Origin of the sequence: Enterobacter sp. CGMCC 5087 (assembly GCF_003144775.1) — a bacterium.
GTDB classification, from domain to species: domain Bacteria; phylum Pseudomonadota; class Gammaproteobacteria; order Enterobacterales; family Enterobacteriaceae; genus Enterobacter; species Enterobacter cloacae_M.
Window position 1 is genome coordinate 1 of sequence record NZ_QFXN01000127.1, and the last position, 19,118, is coordinate 19,118.

The following is a 19,118-nucleotide window of genomic DNA, read 5'->3' on the forward strand; positions in this document are numbered from 1 at the left end:
CCATAGCCGCGCCCGCCAGCCACGGTGCCAGAACGTAAATGCTCTGATAGCCGTTCGCCAGCATCTGGCTCAGCCAGGTCGCCAGCGGCCCGATAACGAGGAAAGTCAGCGGCACGGTCACGCCCAGACAGATCAGCGGCGCGAAGAAGTTTTTCATCGAGGATGGCAGCAGCCTGGTACTCTGCTTTTCCAGCCAGCAGCTGACCCATGCGGCGAGAATAATCGGGATCACCGACGAGCTGTAGTTAAACCAGGTGACAGGAATGCCCAAAAAGGCGTCCGATACCGCGCCCGGCTGCTGGCTGGCGTTAAACGCCGCAATCATCATCGGATGGGTGAGCGCCCCGCCGATCACCATGGTAATAAACGGGTTGCCGCCGAATTTTTTCCCGGCGGTATAGCCCAGCACCAGCGGGAAGAAGAAGAACAGCGCGTCGCTGGCGGCGAACCAGATTTTATAGGTGCCGCTTTCGGTGGTGAGCCAGCCGCAGACAACCGCCAGCGCCAGCAGCCCTTTCAGAATACCGGAGGCCGCGAGAATGCCGATAAACGGGGTGAAGATCCCGGAGACGATATCAATCAGGCGGCCCAGCAGATTCCCTTTTTCTCCCTTCTCTTCCACGACGGGCGCGTCATCGGTAAGGCCTGCCTCATTGCGCACCGCCTGCCAGACCTCGTGGACGTGGTTGCCAATCACTACCTGAAACTGGCCGCCGCTTTCCACCACCATGATCACGCCCGGGTTTTTCTTCAGCCCTTCCGCATCCGCCCGCTGGTTCTCTTTTAGTTTGAAGCGAAGCCGGGTCGCGCAGTGCACAAGACTGACGATGTTCTCTTTTCCGCCAACGTGGCCGAGAATATCCTTCGCTAAAGCCTGGTATTCCATCTCGATTTCCTTACATCCGATGCCTGCTGGCACCTGTTGACTGAGTACAAAAAATAAAAAAACCCGAGAACGTCCTTCTTACGAAGGCCGCGCTCAGGTTTTGCCTGCGTGATGCAGTAACAATCCTGTTTTGAGGCTTAACGCCCCTCTTTTCTCACCCGCTCGATATGAATGGCGAGGAACATAATTTCTTCGGTCGTCAGCTCACGCTGATAGCTTTTGTTCAGGTGCTGAGCGATTTTCTCGGCGCATTTCCACGCTTTCGCGTAGTTGTCTTTTACCGCGATATGCAGCGAGACGTCGTCATCTTCCACCACGGTGCGGGTCAGCATCCGCTGGGCAAAAAACTTCAGGTGGGTGACGAAACGCTGATAGCTGAGCGAGTCTTCATCGTACTCAAGCTGCAGCTGATACTTGACCAGCTGCAGGATCTCCTGCATCACCCGCGTTACGTGCATCACTTCCGGCATTTCGCTGTTCAGCTGCGCGGTGACCAGATGCAGCGCGATAAACCCGGCCTCATCCTCCTCCAGCTCGACGTTCAGGCGTCTGGCGATAATGGCCCGCGCCTCCTGCCCTAATTCGAACTCCTTCGGATACAGCCGTTTAATATCCCACAGCAGCACGTTTTTGATGGCCAGCCCGTTCTTCTGCCGCTCAATCGCAAAGTAGCAGTGGTCGGTGAGGGTGATATACAAACTCTCCTGCAGCTTGCCCAGCCGCTGCGCCGCCAGCCCGATGATGCGGTCGCAGGTGGTCATTACCTCCAGCGGAATTTGACTCAGCAACTCCCCGAGTCGACGCACCAGTTCATCGCTTTGTAACGCAAACACCTTTTCAACCAACGCGGTATCCAGCGCTTCACCGACGCGCTTCTGAAAGGCCAGCCCACGGCCCATCACCACCTGTTCGCGCTCGCGCTCATCCTGAACAACCACCACGTTATTATTGAGTATCTTGGCGATTTTCATCTGAACCCCAGAAACAAAAAAACCTGACCTCCGGCAGATGCCAGAAAATCAGGTTTTGCCTGCCTAAGCAGTAACAATCCAGTTCTGGCACTCTATCAGTTTCATTCATAGCCTCAATGCATCACGCGTCAGAAACGTGACGCGGATCGACATTGCTAGAACGTCACGACAGTTTTCAGCTCCGTCACCCAGGCATCCTGCGTCCGGGATACGCCGCCGGGATGGTGCCAGTACTGAATGCCCGGCTGCAGCTCCAGCCACGACACCGGACGGAAGCGATAATAAAACTCACCGTTCAGGGAGTGGCCTGGCACCGGGTGATACGCCGGATCGTTATAGTCCGACACGCCGCTCAGGCTGTTCATATAGCGCTGGTTGCGGGCGTACTGGCTGCTCATATCAATCCAGGTTAGCCCGAAGCCAATCCAGTCTTCCGGACGGGCGTCAAACAGCCCGCGGTAGCGCAGCGAGGCGGCGTAAACCTGGTGCATGTAGTTAGTGCTCTGATCCGCAAGGCTCATGCTGAAAGATGTGCTCAACCCGCGATTCGGGTCATCCTGATGCTGCGTAAGCTGCTGGTTCAGCCCGGCGTACATGAACCAGGTCCGGGTGTGGGTATCAAAGCCGTTCGGGTCCGTCGCGCCCGCACCGCCGGATTTGCCGCGATAGAGATCGGTTTGCGGCGCGTTGGTAAACACCACGCCCAGGTTGTACGCGCCCGGCAGGCCGTTAATCAGCGGGCGCGCTTCGATTTCAACCGGCAGTAAGACCCCTTTGCTGCCCTTCGTCGACCAGCTCCAGGCGTGGCTGCGGCTGGAGGCCTCGGGATTTTGCTCCATCACGCCACCTTTTAACGTCAGCGTCGGCGTTAATTTATACGCAAGCGTGGTGCCCCAGGTGTGAACGTTCCAGTTGTTCCACGTCAGCGAGTTGGCTGACTTCCCGCCGCACTGCGACAGGAGCTGGAAATCACAGGGTATGATTTGATCGAAGGTCTGCACCTTGTTCATCATCCCGATGCGCCAGGTCAGACGCCGGTCGTCAAAGCTGCGGGCAAAGGTCAGCCAGCCCAGGCGGGTAATGGACTGTCCGCCCCAACTCTCCTGGGTTAGATCGTTAAAGTTAACGCGCGGGTCCTGCACGCGTTTGGTGGTGAGGTCGTCATTGTGGTTGCGGTTGACGATGTTCCCCTCGATACGCGCGTCCGGGATACTGGTCCAGCGCTCAAGATCCTGGTTGAAGGTCAGCGCAAACTGGTCAATATAGGCCACGTGGGAGTCGTGGTTATATCCGCCACCTCCGTTCCAGCCAATTTCATTCAGATATCCGAGGTTATAGGTAAAACCGTTATCGTTGAGGATTTTACGTATGCCGAGCATTTCGCCCAGAACAGGCTCCGGCGGAGCTTCAAAGCCTAATACCGTTCCATTCCAGTCCTGCGCCACCGACAGCGGGGATATCGTCAATAAGGCGAACGCATAGAGTTTATTTTTATATGCCATGATAACAACCTGTGATTGAGTATTTTGTGCGTAACCGGCCGCAGGAAATTTCTCTATTTCCTGTCGATAATTCATTTTTTAAAATCATTAAAAAGCGCTAAGCCAAATGTCTCTCCTGCATAAACGACAGGCAAAAAAAAACCTAAGCGCTCCACAGCGAAAATGCTGTGAAACGCTTAGGTTTTGCCTGTTAACCAGTAACAATCCTGCGTTGAAAACAGTGGCACCTTAACACCGTCGCGCCACGTTGAAAACCAGAACTGTTTTCTGGTTTAGAAAAGTGTGAGCAATTTAACGCTTATTATTTTGACTGAATCACCCGGGCAATATCAGACGAAGTCTGTAATGTCCGAATCTCCTGAAATAATCCCAGCGCTTCATCGTACTCTTTGCGTAAATAACTCAGCCACTGTTTAATTCGCGCGACGTGATACAAACCGGTGTCGCCCTGCTTTTCCAGTCGGCTGTATTTTTGCAGCAGCGTAACGACGTCTGCCCACGGCATTCGCGGCTCGTTATATTTCACCACCCGGCTGAGGTTCGGCACATTCAGGGCGCCGCGACCGATCATTACCGCATCGCAGCCGGTGGCCTTCAGACAGGCCTGCGCGCTCTCGTAATCCCAGATTTCACCGTTAGCGATGACCGGAATGGTGAGGCGCTTGCGGATCTCACCGATCGCCTGCCAGTTAATGCGCTCGGCCTTGTAGCCATCTTCTTTGGTGCGGCCATGCACCACCAGCTCGGTGGCCCCGGCCTGCTGCACCGCATCGGCGATTTCAAACTGCCGCGCGTCGCTGTCCCACCCCAGGCGCACCTTCACCGTCACCGGCAAATGCGAAGGCACGGCCTCACGCATGGCCTTCGCGCCGCGGTAAATCAGCTCAGGATCTTTCAGCAACGTCGCCCCGCCGCCGCTGCCGTTGACCAGCTTCGACGGACAGCCGCAGTTGAGGTCCACCCCGTAAGAGCCCAGCTCAACCGCGCGGGCGGCGTTTTCCGCCAGCCATTCGGGGTACTGACCGAGCAGCTGAATACGCACCAGCGTGCCGGAAGAGGTCCGGCTCTGGTTGTGCAGCTCGGGGCACAGGCGGAAGAAGGATTTTACCGGCAACAGCATATCGACCACGCGCAGAAACTCCGTCACGCAGAGATCGTAATCGTTCACCTCGGTCAGAAGCTCGCGCACGAGGGAGTCGAGCACGCCTTCCATTGGGGCCAGTAAAACACGCATAGCAGTACCTGTGAAAAAAGACGCGCTATAGTAGCCGCTCTCTATATCGCTGGGAAGCGCTTCTGTTCAGGGAGAAAGTCAGCCGGGGTTGCCCCGACAATGGCGCGAAACGCCGCCGCAAATGCCGCCTGCCCGGAAAACCCCAGCATCCAGGCCACCTGCTTAACCGGGTATCCGTTGGCGAGCAGGTCCAGCGAGGCACAAATCCTTGCTCGCTGACGCCAGGCCCGGAAGCTAAAGCCGGTATCTTTGATAAACGCGCGTGAGAATGTGCGTTCAGACATCGCGGCCCGTTCCGCCAGCCTGTCCATCGAAACGTCCCAGAGATTGCTGGCAATGATGTCACAGGCAACGCGATGTAACCGCTCATCCACGGGCATCGGTAATTCCGCCGAAATCTGCTGCGCCTCGCTGAGGATTTCGAGCAGCAAAACGGCCATGCTGCGCTGGCTTGCTGGCCGGTATTGCTCACTGAACAGCCCGGCAATCAGCTCTTTGAACAACGCTGTCGCCATAATCACGTGAACCTCTTCTTTCCGTTTAAAAGATCCGCATTGCGATATCAGCGTGGGGCTAAACCAGACCGCGCGGAGCTCCGTTGCGGATAACACGCTGTAGGTGTGTTCCTGAAAGGGAGGGATCCACAGCGCGCGCTGCGGCGGTATGACCCAACGCTTATTGCCGGTTTCGACCAGCATCACCCCTTTGATGGCAAACAAAAGCTGCCCCTGTGGATGCCGGTGAGGGGGATCCACTTCGCCGCGCGTATAGCGAATTGCCCCTCGGGACCATCCGATGGCATCGTCGTGAATTGGCGTTTTATCGATAACGGTTGGCATTTCACATTCCTCCCTTCCTCTTATGATGCTGCTTGTACACGTAACCGGAGAGAGACGCAATGCACATTCATTTTATCATTCATGAACATTTCGAAGCGCCAGGCGCATATGAAATCTGGGCGAAAAATCGCGGCTGTAGTATGAGCTACACCAGAGTTTATCAGGGCGATCCGTTACCCGAGGATCTGCTGAGCACAGACTTGCTTATCATCATGGGAGGCCCGCAGTCACCTGCCACCACGCTTGAGGAGTGCCCCTGGTTTGATGCGCAGGCGGAAAAGGCACTCATAGGCCGCGCAATTGAGGCAGGTAAAACGGTGATTGGCGTTTGTCTGGGCTCGCAGCTTATCGGTGAAGCGCTGGGCGCCGCGTTTTGCCATAGCCCGGAAAAAGAGATCGGCAAATTTCCCGTCAGGCTCACAGAGGCAGGCAAAGCGAACCCGCTGTTTGAGGATTTCGGCCACGAGCTGAACGTCGGTCACTGGCATAACGACATGCCAGGGTTGACGCCGCAGGCTAAAGTGCTGGCTTACAGCGAGGGCTGCCCCCGTCAGATCGTGCAATATGGCGAACGGGTTTACGGATTTCAGTGTCATATGGAACTGACGCCGGAGGTGGTTGAGCTGCTGATTGAACATTCGCAGAACGATCTCCGCCGCGCGGCTGAATTTCGTTTTGTCGAAACGGCGGAGAAACTACGCTCGCATGATTATCGCGAAATGAATCAGGTGCTGTTTTCTTTTCTCGATAAACTGACCGCCTCGCGCTGATGCATTCTCTGGCTCGTCACTTCGCCACCGCACGCCCTTTCCTCTAAACTTTAGCCTGCCCCTGTGCGGTGATACCAGACGTTCCATTCTGGAATGTCTGGTATGCTCAAATTTCATGATGTGATCCGTGGCACATTTTTGGGTTTAATTGTATGATGAATGCGTTTCAGCAAGGACTATCACCATGAGCAAATCATTGAACATTATCTGGCAATATCTGCGCGCATTCGTCCTGATTTACGCCTGCCTGTATGCCGGGATTTTCATCGCGTCGCTGCTGCCGATCGTCATTCCCGGCAGCATTATCGGTATGCTGATCCTCTTTGTTTTGCTGGCGCTGCAAATCCTGCCCGCAAAATGGGTCAATCCCGGCTGCTTCGTCCTTATTCGCTATATGGCGCTGCTTTTCGTGCCTATCGGCGTCGGGGTCATGCAGTATTTTGATTTGCTCAAGGCCCAGTTCGGCCCGATTGTGGTCTCCTGCGCGGTCAGTACGCTGGTGGTTTTCCTGGTTGTGAGCTGGAGTTCGCATCTGGTGCATGGCGAACGTAACGTGGTCGGGGAGAAAACAAAAAAATGATGGCCAATATCTGGTGGTCGCTGCCGTTAACCCTGGCGGTGTTCTTCGCCGCGCGCAAGCTTGCCGCACGTTTCAAAATGCCGTTGCTGAACCCGCTGCTGGTGGCAATGGTGGTGATTATTCCGTTCCTGCTGCTCACCGGCATTCCCTACGAACGCTACTTTGCCGGCAGCAAAATTTTAAACGACCTGCTGCAGCCTGCTGTTGTGGCGCTCGCCTTTCCTTTATATGAGCAGCTGCACCAGATTCGCGCCCGCTGGAAATCCATCATTACCATCTGTTTTGTGGGCAGCCTGGTGGCGATGATCACCGGCACGTCGGTAGCGCTGTTGATGGGGGCCTCCCCGCAGATCGCCGCCTCTATCCTGCCTAAATCGGTAACCACGCCTATCGCGATGGCGGTTGGGGGTAGCCTTGGCGGGATCCCTGCCATCAGCGCGATGTGCGTCATTTTCGTCGGTATTCTCGGGGCGGTGTTTGGTCACACCCTGCTGAACGGGATGCGTATTCACACTAAAGCTGCACGGGGACTGTCGATGGGAACAGCTTCCCACGCCCTGGGCACCGCCCGCTGTGCGGAGCTGGATTATCAGGAAGGGGCGTTTAGCTCCCTGGCGCTGGTGATCTGCGGGATTATCACCTCCCTGCTGGCCCCGTTCATTTTCCCGCTGATTCTGGCAGTGATGGGCTAAAATTTGCGATGCGTCGCGCAAATTTCATTTTGATTTCATAAGTTGCATACATAATGAGAAGTGGATCACATATAAAGCCCTGACGGCTCCGTAAACTACCGATCCATTAACCTTTATGAGGCATACGCCATGCACCCACGTTTTCAAGCTGCTTTCGCCCAGCTTGCAGAGAATTTGCAGTCAGCCCTGGCTCCCGTTCTGGCAGATGCACACTTCCCCGCCCTGCTGAACGCGGAGCAGGTCACGATGCTGAAACAGGCAACGGGACTGGACGAAGACGCGCTGGCTTTCGCACTGCTTCCCCTGGCTGCCGCCTGCGCGCGGGCCGATCTCTCCCACTTTAACGTCGGGGCCATTGCGCGCGGCGTCAGCGGAACCTGGTACTTCGGCGGCAATATGGAGTTCCTGGGCGCGACCATGCAGCAAACGGTTCACGCCGAGCAGAGCGCCATCAGCCACGCCTGGCTGCGGGGTGAAAAAGCCCTGAGCGCCATTACCGTTAACTACACCCCCTGCGGCCACTGCCGTCAGTTTATGAACGAGCTGAACAGCGGGCTGCAGCTGCGCATCAACCTGCCAGGCCGTGCGCCGCACACGCTGGGGGATTATCTACCTGATGCGTTTGGCCCAAAAGATCTGGAGATCAAAACGCTGCTGATGGACGAGCAGGACCACGGTTACGCCCTGTCCGGCGATGACCTGAGCCAGGCTGCCATTCGCGCGGCGAACAAAAGCCACACGCCGTACAGCAAGTCCCCGAGCGGCGTGGCGCTGCAGTGCCGCGATGGCCGGATCTTTAGCGGCAGCTACGCGGAAAACGCCGCGTTTAACCCAACCCTGCCTCCGCTGCAGGGCGCGCTTAACCTGCTGAGCCTGAACGGCTATGACTATCAGGACATTCAGCGCGCTATTCTGGCAGAAATTGCCGATGCGCCGCTGATTCAGTGGGATGCGACGGCCGCGACGCTTAAAGCGCTGGGCTGCACGACGATTGACCGCGTACTGCTTGCGTAATCCTTCCGGCGGGCAGAAATGCCCGCCAGTTTGCTGAAAAACCCCTCAGTTGAGTCGCTGTTTCTTGCGCTAACCAGGCGGGTAAAGTAGCCTGAGTTAAATTTCATCCACGAACGAGCCATCTCCATGTTAAAGCGCGTTTTTTACAGCCTGTCTGTCCTGGTCGGCATACTGCTGTTGATCGTGCTGGGTCTCGACCGCTGGATGAGCTGGAAAACCGCCCCCTACATCTTTGATGACCTGCAGGACCTGCCCTATCGTCAGGTTGGCGTGGTGCTCGGCACCGCCAAGTATTACCGCACCGGCGTGATTAACCAGTATTACCGTTACCGCATTCAGGGTGCGCTGAACGCCTACAACAGCGGCAAGGTGAACTACCTGCTGCTGAGCGGGGATAACGCCCTGCAAAGCTACAATGAACCGGTGACGATGCGTAAGGACCTGATTGCCGCGGGCGTGGACCCTGCCGATATCGTGCTCGACTACGCCGGATTCCGCACCCTGGACTCCATCGTGCGCACGCGTAAAGTCTTCGATACCAACGACTTCATCATCATTACCCAGCGCTTCCACTGCGAGCGCGCGCTGTTTATCGCGCTGCATATGGGCATTCAGGCGCAGTGTTATGCGGTGCCGTCGCCAAAAGATATGCTTAGCGTGCGCGTCCGCGAGTTCGGCGCGCGTTTTGGCGCCTTGGCCGATCTGTATATCTTCAAACGCGAACCGCGCTTTTTAGGCCCGCTGGTGCCGATTCCGGCGATGCACGAAGTGCCGGAAGACGCGCAGGGTTACCCGGCCGTCACGCCCGAACAGCTGCTGGATATGCAGAAAAAGGATAAATAACAGGACTGACTTTATACTTTCTTTACGCTGGGCCTGACGCTTTTTATCCCTCCTTTACGTCGGCTCTTTTAAGCTGAGTTCACTGCCGCTACGGCTTCATTGAAGAATGACTATGAACTCAATAATGAATGCGTTTTTCCTCAAAAGTCTCCGTCCGTATTTTAACTTTCCCGGTTTATCACTTCCTGGCGCACTCAATTCCGGTCTCTGGCTTGATGAAAAAATTGATGCCGTGCAGCACAACATTTCAGTGGAAGTGGCAGATTATCTGGAACGTTACCCGCAGACGAAACATGTAGACGTTTACCTGAACGATATCAACGGCACGATTCGCGGCAAGCGTCTGTCGGTGGAGAGCATGCTGAGCCTGGAAAAAGGCTGTTATTTTCCCCTTTCGGTCTACTCGATGGATCAGAAAGGAAAAATCGCCGCCCCGCATCACGATGAACCGGACCGACTCTGCGTTCCTGTCGCCGGCTCCCTGCGCGCCTGCCCGCAGGATCCGCAGCACAACGCGCAGATTCTGCTGACGATGAAAGACAGTGACGATACCCCCTGCCCGCTTGAGCCGCGCGTGATACTGCAGAACGTGCTGGCCCGCTTCCACCAGCACGGCCTCTTCCCGGTGATTGCCCCGGAAATCGAGTTTTACCTGACGGGACAGGGCGATCGGGATCCGCAAAATCAGGGCTGTTTTCACATGGATACTAAGGCGGCCCATGCGGCACTGTTTGACGAGCTGGATCAGCTGGCGCACCTTCAGCGCATCCCGCTGTCCGGGATCGTGGCGGAAGCCGAGTCGGGTCAGTACGAATTAAACCTGAAGCACAGCCATCGCGTCGTTGAGGTCTGCGATAACGTGCTGGCGCTTCGTCGCCTGACCCGATACGTTGCCGAAAAGCACGGCCTGCAGGCAAACTTTATGGCTAAACCTTTCAGCCAGCTGTCCGGCAGCGGCCTGCACTTCCATTTCAGCCTGAACAATCGTCACGGCGAAAACGTCTTTGCCTCCCCGGTGAACGCGCTTAACAGCATGATGCGTTTGTGCATCGCGGGGCAGCTGGCGCTGATGCCTGCATCTGTCGCCATCCTTGCGCCGGGCGTTAACGCGTTTCGTCGCCTGCGTAAAAACCTGACGGAGCCCGTATTTAACTCCTGGGGCTATAACACCCGCTCCGCCGCTTTACGTATTCCCTGCTCGGATGACCACAACCGTCGTATCGAGTACCGGCTGGCCGGGGCCGATGCCAATCCCTATCTGGTCGCCGCCACGATCCTGACCGGTATGCTGTACGGGCTGGAAAACACCGACGACGAGGATTTGCCCGAACCGCAGCACGATCAACCCGAACTACCGCTGTTTCAGCAGGAGGCGATTGAGACCTTTGCCCGCTGTCAGTACCTCACCGACAGCCTGGGCAACGCCTTTTCCGAACAGTGGGTCGCCTGCAAGCTCTCTGAACTCGACTGGTTTGAGCGCATTGTGACCCGAGAGGAGTCACAGCTGGCATAAGGCATAAAAAAGCCCGCTCGGTGAGCGGGCCGGATAACGCGAGGAGCAATTATTTCTTACGCGCGTACTTCAGTGAATCCAGCGCAACCGCGAAGATAATGATGGCGCCTTTGATGATGTACTGCCAGTACGGGTTCACGCCGATATAGGTCAAGCCGTAGTTGATGACGGTGAAGATGATCACACCGGTCACCACGCCCAGTACCGTACCCACGCCGCCGCTAAAGGAGACGCCGCCCACCACGCAGGCTGCAATCGCATCCAGCTCGTACATGAAGCCAAGGTTGTTGGTTGCAGAACCGATACGGCCCGCTTCCAGCATACCGCCGAAAGCGTAGAACACGCCGGACAGGGCATAAATGATGAGCAGGTTCAGGGCAACGTTCACGCCGGACACTTTCGCCGCTTCCGGGTTACCGCCGATTGCGAAGATGTTTTTACCAAAGCGCGTTTTGTTCCACAGGATCCAGACGAAGGCCACCGCAATCAGCGCATAGAAGGTGATATACGACAGGCGGAAGCTGCCCAGCGCGATGAACCCTTGCGTAAAGGTCGAGAAGCCGCTGTCAAAACCCGAGATTGGGGAAGCACCGACAAAGTCGTAGTACAGGGAGTTGATACCGTAAACGATGATCATCGTACCCAGCGTGGTGATAAACGGCGTCACGTTCAGGTAGGCGATGATAATACCGTTGATCAGACCAATCACCGCACCGATGGCGCAGACAATCAGGATCACCACGAAAATCGGCATGGTGGCCATTTCCGGGAAGACCTTGTTGGCGTTTTCCATCGACTGCAGCAGGGTTGCCGCGATAACCGCCGCCAGACCCACCTGACGACCGGCAGAAAGGTCCGTCCCCTGGGTTACGATCAGGCCCGCCACGCCCAGCGCAATGATAATACGCACGGAGGACTGGGTCAGAATGTTACTCAGGTTCAGCAGGCTTAAGAACGTAGGGTCCTGGAAAATGATGATAGCCAGCAGTACTAAAAGAACAACGTAAATACCGCCTTCTTTCAGGTAAGTGAGAAAACTTTTTTTATTTAACGCACTCATGAGGAGCCCCTGATCTTAAAGGTGCAAAGACGCAAGACGCAAAATTTCGTTTTGCGTTGTCGTTTTGGTGTCAACAATACCGGCAACGAGACCATTGCTCATAACCAGAATACGATCCGTGATCCCTAACAATTCCGGCATTTCGGAAGAAATAATAATGATCCCTTTATTCTTTTTCGCCAGCTCGGCAATCAGCTGATAAATTTCAAACTTCGCGCCGACGTCAATACCGCGGGTCGGTTCATCCAGCATCAGAATTTCTGGCTGGGTTAATAACCAGCGGCCAATAATGACTTTCTGCTGGTTACCGCCTGACAGCGAACCAATTTGGGTGCGGTGTCCTGGCGTTTTCACGCGCATGGAGTCAATAACCCATTGGGTATCGCTCTTCATGCGGGAGTTATCCAGCAGCCCGACTTTGTTTTTGTAATTGCGAATGTTTGAAATTAACGAGTTAAAGTTAATATCCAGATAGGCATAAATACCGGTCGAACGACGCTCTTCCGTCACCAGCGCAAAACCATTATTAATGGCTTCGTTGGCGTTGTGGTTGTTAATTTTCTTACCGTGCAGCGTAATAGTGCCTTCGGCTTTCTCACGGATACCGAACAGGGTTTCCACAATGTCGGTACGCTTAGCTCCCACCAGACCGGCAATCCCCAGGATTTCACCCTTATGCAGGTCGAAGGAGACATCGCGAATAGACGGCTGGCGTAACGAGGTCAGATTACGCACTTCCAGGATCACTTCGCCCGGCTTGTTTTCTTTGTCCGGGAAGCGCTGGTTCAGGGAACGTCCGACCATCATGGCGATGATCTTGTCCATGTCCAGCCCTTCCAGCGGCTGCGTGGCAATCCACTGACCGTCGCGCAGAATGGTAATCTCATCGCACAGCTGGAAGATCTCTTCCATTTTGTGGGAGATATACACAATGCCGCAGCCGCGATCTTTTAGCTTACGAATAATGGTAAAAAGGTGATTAACCTCTTTTTCCGTTAATGACGATGTCGGTTCGTCCATAATGACGATTTTCGCATCATAGGAGAACGCTTTGGCGATTTCGATCATCTGCATCTGGGAGACGGATAATGTTCCCACGCGGGCGCGCGGATCGATATCAATATCCAGCTCATCAAAAATCGCTTTGGTGTCGCGATACATTTTGTCCTGATCGACAAAGACACCCTTGGTTGGATAACGTCCCAACCACATGTTATCCATGACTGAACGCTGCAGCACCAGGTTTAATTCCTGGTGAACCATCGAGATACCGTTTTCCAGTGCTTCTTTCGCTGAATGGAAATCGATCTCTTTCCCCTGAAAAAGAATGCTGCCAGAATCTTTTTGATAGATCCCAAAAAGACATTTTAATAATGTTGATTTACCCGCACCGTTCTCCCCCATCAGGGCATGAATAGAGTGAGGACGAACTTTTAAATTAACATTATCGAGTGCCTTAACGCCGGGAAATGACTTGTTGATACCGCTCATTTCCAACAGGTATTCACCGGATGACTGAGTATTTGTGCTGACCATAATTATACCTTGTTGGCCTCGCATATCGCGTTATAAAAGGGCGCAACGAATTGCGCCCAGTGGAGACAGTACCGCTAACTTATTTACCGATAAACTCAGCCAGGTTGGACTGGTCTACGCCCACGTAAGGTACGCGAACGATTTTGTTTTCAATTTTCCAGCTGGTGCCATCTGCCGCGCCTTTGCCATCGGCCAGGTTTTTCGCCAGATCGAAGGTCGCTTTCGCCTGGTTGTTGGCATCGTTCAGCACGGTACCGGCCATCGCACCGGATTTAACCAGCGCCAGCGCTTCAGGCAGTGCATCTACGCCGAACACAGGAATGGAGGATTTGTTGTGTGCTTTCAGCGCTTCTACCGCACCCATTGCCATCGCATCGTTGTTCGCGATAACCACTTCGATTTTGTTCGCGTTAGGGCCGGACAGCCACGCGTCCATCTTATCTTTCGCCTGAGCGGTATCCCACATCGCGGTATCTAACGCCAGCTGCTGGGTTTTCAGACCCTTGTCGTTCAGCTCTTTGATAACGTAAGTGGTACGGGCTTCAGCATCCGGGTGGCCGGGTTCGCCTTTCAGCAGCACGAACTGAATCTGACCGTCTTTGTTAAGGTCCCAGTTCGGATTCGCCGCCCAGTGTTTGGCGATCAGATCGCCCTGAATAATACCGGACTCTTTGGAGTCGGTACCGACGTAATACGCTTTGTCGTAGCTATCCAGCGCTTTACGGGAAGGTTCTTTGTTGAAGAAGACGATTGGCACGTTCTGGCCGCGCGCTTTTTCAATAACCGTGCCTGCTGCAGCCGGGTCAACCAGGTTGATGGCCAGGGCTTTCACGCCTTTTGCCAGCAGAACGTCGATCTGGTCGTTCTGTTTGGACTGGTCGTTCTGGGAGTCGTTCATCAGCAGTTGAACATCTGGCGCTGCTTTCGCATCTTTCTCAATCGCTTTACGTACAACAGACATGAAGTTGTCGTCGTATTTATAGATGGTCACACCAATACGGGTATCCGCAGCGTGCGCTGCTGCACCAAAAAGCATGCTTGCCATTACGGCAGACAGGGTCAACACCTTCTTATTCATGGTATCTCCGGTTTTTTATGCAGGGTAGTTCTTGTGAATAACGATCGGCGGGCAGGTGTTAATAAAACGTTACTGACAGCCGAAGTTCACTTATAAAATTTCTATCTTCCGTGTTCGGTAACGCTCCAGAAATGCGTTTTATTCGTTGTTTGCGGCACATTGGCTATAGTGAAAGTGAATAATCACCGTTACATAGCGTTTCAGCCCCTAAAACGCTGACATCATAGTCAGCGCCTTGTTAAGATACTGTGAATTTACTCACAGATTGAAAACGGTTACATCACCTGATGTAATCAGTTAGTGATCGGAACCACAATTTGCCGGGCCGCGACGGAGTGCCGACGCACTAAAGTCGGCATGAAACAGTGTGTTGCGCCCGGATCCAGCAGCCCTGCCGCCCCCTGTAACGCCAGCTCAGTCGCCAGTTTCGCCATAGAAGCAATGGGGTAACGCACCGTTGTCAGCTGCGGGTCGGTGTAACGGGCAATCGGAATATCATCAAAACCAATGAGTGATAAATGCTGTGGCACCGCAATGCCGTTATCTTTCAGAGCCGCCAGGGCGCCTGCCGCCATGCTGTCGTTATAGGCAAACACCGCAGTAAGCTGCAGGTTGCGGCCCAGCAGCTCCACCATTGCCGCCTCGCCGCCCTGCATGTCCGGCGTACCGGTGCCCGTCCAGCTTTCTGACGGCGTAATGCCGTGCTCTTTCAGGGCGTTTTGCCACCCCTCGCGCCGCAGGTCGTCATCTTCAATATGATGGCTGGAGGCCAGATAACCGATCCGCTGATGCCCGTTGTTGATGAGCATTTTCGTCGCCATCATGGCGCCGCTGACGTTATCCAGCCCGACGCAGCGGTGGGCATAGCCGGGGACGATGCGGTTGATCAGCACCATGCCCGGGATCTGATCCATAAAGCCGGTTAGCTCTTCATCGCTCAAAGCTTTTGAGTGGACAATCAAGGCGTTACAGCGCTGGCGGATCAGCACTTCAATGGCATGTCGCTCCTTTTCCGCCTCATGATAGCTATTGCCGATCAGGACATATTTCTGATGCTGCTGGGCGACCACGTCGACCGCTTTGACCAGCGCGCCGAAAAAGGCATCCGATACATCCATTACCACCACGCCGATGGTGTCGCTGACCTGCGTCGCAAGCGCTTGGGCATTGGCATTTGGCCGGTACCCGAGCTGGGTCACGGCTTTCATTACGGTTTCACGGGTTTCAGGGCTGACCAGCGCGCTATTGTTCAGCACGCGTGAGACGGTAGCCACAGAAACGCCCGCCTGACGGGCGACGTCACGAATGGTGATCATATTCACCATCCTTCAAAGGATTGCAGCAACTCACAGACACCCCCTGTGTTTAGCAAGGTGGCTATTTTGGCAGCGAGAGAAAGGGGACTACGTGAAGAAGCTCACACTCATGAAAACGCTTACATCCGTTTTGTTAATGATTGTGATCCAGATCGTTATCTGGATGTGTTCCTCAATGATACCCCTGAAGCATGTGCGGTTAACTTACGCCACACCCACTCCAGCGGTCCCTGGCGGAAAAAACGTAGCCAGAGAACAGAAAACGCCAGGTTAATCACCCAGACCGGAATAACAAACGCCAGCAGCGTGAGGCGGTCGAATTTCATAAACAGGCCAAATCGATAGAAAAGCGTGGTGCAGAGAAGCGTTTGCAGGAGGTAATTGCTCAACGCCATGCGGCCTACGCAGGCGATAGCGCTGACGATCCACAGGCGGGAAAGCGTTGGCCAGAAGCCATAGATCAGCGCCGCGTAGCCGATGGTCTGGAACGGCGCGCTCAGTTCGCGCGGCACCTGGAGCAGGAACGCGCACCAGCGGTAATCCCAGTGGATGTGCCACTGCGTGATTATCGCCGGGAGGTTAATCAGCACGCCGATCAGCACCAGCCCGATACCCGTTCGCCGATAGTGACGCAGGCTGAACTCCCCTTTCAGCCAGCCGGTGCGCATCAGTGACGCGCCCATCAGCATCATCCCCGCCAGCTGCCAGCCGTATTGCGCGCCCAGCGCAAGGAGGTTATCCCCCAGCATATCCGCGCGGTTGCTTATCGCTTCCGTACCGCCCTTCAGCTTCCAGTACTGTTCGTACTGCAGGTTAGCGGCATCCGGGATCCAGGAACGGTTCGTCGCCTCGCCGGAGATCGTCCCCAGCAGCAGCAGGACCCCAAGCCCCATGACATAGAGCATCACGCCGGTGTTAAACAGGCTTTTTACGCTGTGCGCATCGCGAATCAGACGCCAGCAGATGAGCCCGACTAACCCATACGCGAGAAGAATATCGCCGTCCCAGAAGAACAGGCCGTGGATAAAGCCGAGGAGAACCAGCAGCGTCAGGCGCGACTGGATCCAGCGCGTACCGCGTTTGAGGAGGAGTTGCAGACCTGCACCAAACAGGAGGGCAAACAGCGTGAGGAATTTAACCTGTGCGAAGAGATCGAGGACAGCCCAGGTCCAGGCATCGCTGCGCGTGATGTCGCCATACCAGGCAGGATTGAGATAAGCCGCCTTCGGCAGGCCGAAGGCGCTGATATTGAGCAGCAGGATACCGAGAATGGCGACGCCGCGAACAAAATCGAGCGTGACGTTTCGCTCCATGGTTCCTGCCCTGTAAGACTTAGTTGTGGTGACGTACGGCGCGCAGGAACTCCTGGCGGGTATTCTGGCTAGATTTAAACAGGCCGCCCAGCGACGTCGTGGTCGTTGCACTGGTCGCATCACGCACGCCGCGCGCCTTCACGCAGTAGTGAACCGCATCGATAGAAACGGCCACGTTATTGGTGCCCAGCAGCGTTTGCAGCGCGGTCAGGATCTGCTGCGTCAGACGCTCCTGCACCTGCGGACGCTGGGCAAAGAACTGCACGATGCGGTTGATCTTCGACAGGCCAATCACCGTATCTTTTGGGATATACGCCACGGTCGCTTTACCGTCGATGGTCACGAAGTGATGTTCGCAGGTGCTGGTCAGCGTGATATCGCGTACCGTCACCATCTCGTCCACTTTCATCTTGTTTTCAATGACGGTGATTTTCGGGAAGTTGGCGTAATCCAGCCCGGAGAAAATTTCGTCGACGTACATTTTCGCGATGCGGTGCGGCGTCTCCATCAGACTGTCGTCACTCAGATCGAGATTCAGCAGCTCCATGATCTCGGTCATATGACCGGCAATCAGACGCTTGCGGGTTTCATTGTCCAAATCCTGTACGGGCGGACGCAGTGGCGTTTCAAGACCGCGCGCAACCAGGGCTTCGTGGACCAGGGCAGCTTCTTTACTGAGTGATGACATTTTGTTCTCCTGCAGGTGTGGCGTCTTTTGCCCTCGTTGTGGCAAAAGTATGCGCTCATTGTGCGTGAGGCGGCGCACATAATCCAGTATTCACGACGATAATTATTGCAATTGCTGTTGCCTTTCAGCGTGACGATTCCAGACCAGCGCTCCGCCGACGAACAGCGCAACGCCCGCCAGACCCAGCGCGGGCTCCAGCCGGTGGGTAAGCCAGGTTGATAACGCCGAGGTCATCGGGCCAATCAATTGACCAATCGCATACCCGGTGGTGAGCAGGCCTGCCATATAACGCGTATGGTTTGGCGCCAGCTCGCGGCCGTATAAAAGAGAGAGCTGCACGGCACACAGAAAACCGCCGCCCACCAGCAGCCCGCCCGTCAGCAAACCGCCAATCCCCGGCAGCAGCCAGGCCGCCAGCACGCCAGCCCCCTGTAACCACAGTACGATAGCCAGCCTGCGGTTCGCCGTTGAGGTGTGGCGTAAAAGAATACTGAGCGCAATGCCCGCCACGGCGGCGATACCAAAAATCGGCCAGACAAACTGGGCAAACAGGCTGCCGGGAAAACGCACCGCCGCCATTTGTGACAGGAATGTCGCCGGGAGGATATAGCCAAACCCGGCCAGGCTGTAGCTCCAGACCAGGCGCTTTAAATCCGCCGTCAGCACCAGCGGCTCCGGCGCGGTGCCGGGGCGATGGAGCTGCCCGGATCGCGGCAGGTAGCGCGCCACCAGCGCAATCAGCACCAGCGCCAGCACGCCGTAGATTTGCCATGCCGCCCCGGCCGAAAGGGATTTCGCCTGGATATAGACGGCGAGAAGCCCGCTCAGGGCAATGCCCGCTCCCGGTCCGGCAAACACGGCGGCGCTCAGGCCCGGTTTACCCAGCTGCCCCAGCCGCTCGTTGGTCCAGGCGGCAATGAGTACCATCGACCAGCCGCTCATGCAGCCAATCACGAAGCGCAGCAGGCCGTGCACAACGGCGTTATCCGCCGCCGCGGAGAGCAGCGTCAGCGCAACCGCGCCGGTGATGCCAAGCCAGAGGCGCGTTTCCACAAAGCGGTGCGCGCGCATTGCATCCCATGCGCCCACCAGATAGCCCAGATAGTTCATCGCCGCCACCAGACCCGCGCTGGTCAGCGTAAGCTGTCCGGCAGCAATCATGAGCGGTACCTGAGGCGTAAAGGCAAAGCGCCCTATCCCCATCGCCACCACCAGAACGACAAACCCACTGAGCGCAATACGCAGCGCCATGACCGCTCCAATTGTTAAAGAAAAGTAAATTT

The 19,118-nt window shown here is 55.6% G+C and carries 17 protein-coding genes and 1 pseudogene; 6 read left to right on the plus strand and 12 right to left on the minus strand.

Annotation, left to right across the window (positions count from 1 at the left end; translation table 11 throughout):
- The 5 genes and pseudogenes from DEO48_RS12305 to DEO48_RS12325 all read right to left on the minus strand — a co-directional run.
- Nucleotides 1-999, minus strand: a pseudogene (locus DEO48_RS12305) (PTS transporter subunit EIIC); the annotation flags it as partial.
- A gap of 24 nt (nucleotides 1,000-1,023) precedes the next feature.
- Nucleotides 1,024-1,857, minus strand: a complete 834-nt coding sequence (gene licT / locus DEO48_RS12310) for a BglG family transcription antiterminator LicT (RefSeq protein ID WP_109845320.1) — start codon at nucleotides 1,855-1,857, stop codon at nucleotides 1,024-1,026.
- Nucleotides 1,858-2,012: 155 nt separating this feature from the next.
- Nucleotides 2,013-3,359, minus strand: a complete 1,347-nt coding sequence (locus DEO48_RS12315) for a carbohydrate porin (protein ID WP_109845321.1) — start codon at nucleotides 3,357-3,359, stop codon at nucleotides 2,013-2,015.
- A 301-nt stretch (nucleotides 3,360-3,660) separates the two neighbouring features.
- Nucleotides 3,661-4,593: a tRNA dihydrouridine(16) synthase DusC gene (gene dusC, locus DEO48_RS12320; protein ID WP_045888710.1), complete on the minus strand. Its 933-nt coding sequence runs from the start codon at nucleotides 4,591-4,593 to the stop codon at nucleotides 3,661-3,663.
- 41 nt (nucleotides 4,594-4,634) lie between these two features.
- On the minus strand, nucleotides 4,635-5,432 hold the full coding sequence (locus DEO48_RS12325) for a helix-turn-helix domain-containing protein (protein ID WP_109845322.1): 798 nt from the start codon (nucleotides 5,430-5,432) through the stop codon (nucleotides 4,635-4,637).
- Nucleotides 5,433-5,491: 59 nt separating this feature from the next.
- On the opposite strand from DEO48_RS12325, the gene DEO48_RS12330 reads away from it, so the two are divergent.
- The 6 genes from DEO48_RS12330 (at nucleotide 5,492) to DEO48_RS12355 (ending at nucleotide 10,844) form a co-directional block, all read left to right on the plus strand.
- Nucleotides 5,492-6,202 carry a type 1 glutamine amidotransferase gene (locus DEO48_RS12330; RefSeq protein ID WP_109845323.1) on the plus strand — a complete coding sequence of 237 codons (711 nt, stop codon included), beginning with the start codon at nucleotides 5,492-5,494 and terminating at the stop codon, nucleotides 6,200-6,202.
- A gap of 184 nt (nucleotides 6,203-6,386) precedes the next feature.
- On the plus strand, nucleotides 6,387-6,782 hold the full coding sequence (locus DEO48_RS12335; protein WP_023312463.1) for a CidA/LrgA family protein: 396 nt from the start codon (nucleotides 6,387-6,389) through the stop codon (nucleotides 6,780-6,782).
- Nucleotides 6,779-7,474 (plus strand): CidB/LrgB family autolysis modulator, encoded by a 696-nt coding sequence (locus DEO48_RS12340; RefSeq protein WP_029740398.1) that lies wholly within the window; start codon nucleotides 6,779-6,781, stop codon nucleotides 7,472-7,474. The genes DEO48_RS12335 and DEO48_RS12340 overlap by 4 nt, the downstream gene beginning before the upstream one ends.
- 129 nt (nucleotides 7,475-7,603) lie before the next feature.
- Nucleotides 7,604-8,488, plus strand: coding sequence for a cytidine deaminase (cdd, locus tag DEO48_RS12345; RefSeq protein ID WP_045402857.1), 885 nt, complete (start codon nucleotides 7,604-7,606; stop codon nucleotides 8,486-8,488).
- Nucleotides 8,489-8,614: 126 nt separating this feature from the next.
- Nucleotides 8,615-9,331, plus strand: a complete 717-nt coding sequence (sanA, locus tag DEO48_RS12350) for an outer membrane permeability protein SanA (protein WP_109845324.1) — start codon at nucleotides 8,615-8,617, stop codon at nucleotides 9,329-9,331.
- 124 nt (nucleotides 9,332-9,455) lie between these two features.
- Entirely contained in the window at nucleotides 9,456-10,844 is a 1,389-nt protein-coding gene (locus DEO48_RS12355; RefSeq protein ID WP_109845335.1) for a glutamine synthetase family protein, read from the plus strand.
- Nucleotides 10,845-10,893: 49 nt separating this feature from the next.
- Here the strand turns inward: DEO48_RS12355 and mglC are convergent, their stop codons facing one another.
- From mglC to DEO48_RS12390, 7 genes are all read right to left on the minus strand, one after another.
- Nucleotides 10,894-11,904, minus strand: a complete 1,011-nt coding sequence (gene mglC, locus DEO48_RS12360) for a galactose/methyl galactoside ABC transporter permease MglC (protein WP_008500921.1) — start codon at nucleotides 11,902-11,904, stop codon at nucleotides 10,894-10,896.
- A 15-nt stretch (nucleotides 11,905-11,919) separates the two neighbouring features.
- Nucleotides 11,920-13,440 (minus strand): galactose/methyl galactoside ABC transporter ATP-binding protein MglA, encoded by a 1,521-nt coding sequence (mglA, locus tag DEO48_RS12365; protein ID WP_023312467.1) that lies wholly within the window; start codon nucleotides 13,438-13,440, stop codon nucleotides 11,920-11,922.
- 79 nt (nucleotides 13,441-13,519) lie between these two features.
- On the minus strand, nucleotides 13,520-14,518 hold the full coding sequence (gene mglB / locus DEO48_RS12370; RefSeq protein ID WP_023312468.1) for a galactose/glucose ABC transporter substrate-binding protein MglB: 999 nt from the start codon (nucleotides 14,516-14,518) through the stop codon (nucleotides 13,520-13,522).
- A gap of 293 nt (nucleotides 14,519-14,811) precedes the next feature.
- Nucleotides 14,812-15,834, minus strand: coding sequence for an HTH-type transcriptional regulator GalS (gene galS, locus DEO48_RS12375; RefSeq protein WP_109845325.1), 1,023 nt, complete (start codon nucleotides 15,832-15,834; stop codon nucleotides 14,812-14,814).
- Nucleotides 15,835-15,989: 155 nt separating this feature from the next.
- A complete protein-coding gene (yeiB, locus tag DEO48_RS12380; protein WP_109845326.1) occupies nucleotides 15,990-17,147 on the minus strand; it encodes a DUF418 domain-containing protein YeiB in 1,158 nt (385 codons plus the stop codon).
- 19 nt (nucleotides 17,148-17,166) lie between these two features.
- Nucleotides 17,167-17,835 (minus strand): GTP cyclohydrolase I FolE, encoded by a 669-nt coding sequence (gene folE / locus DEO48_RS12385; RefSeq protein ID WP_023312471.1) that lies wholly within the window; start codon nucleotides 17,833-17,835, stop codon nucleotides 17,167-17,169.
- 102 nt (nucleotides 17,836-17,937) lie between these two features.
- Complete coding sequence (locus DEO48_RS12390) at nucleotides 17,938-19,086, minus strand: YbfB/YjiJ family MFS transporter (protein ID WP_109845327.1); 1,149 nt, start codon at nucleotides 19,084-19,086, stop codon at nucleotides 17,938-17,940.
- Between the last annotated feature and the right edge of the window lie 32 nt (nucleotides 19,087-19,118).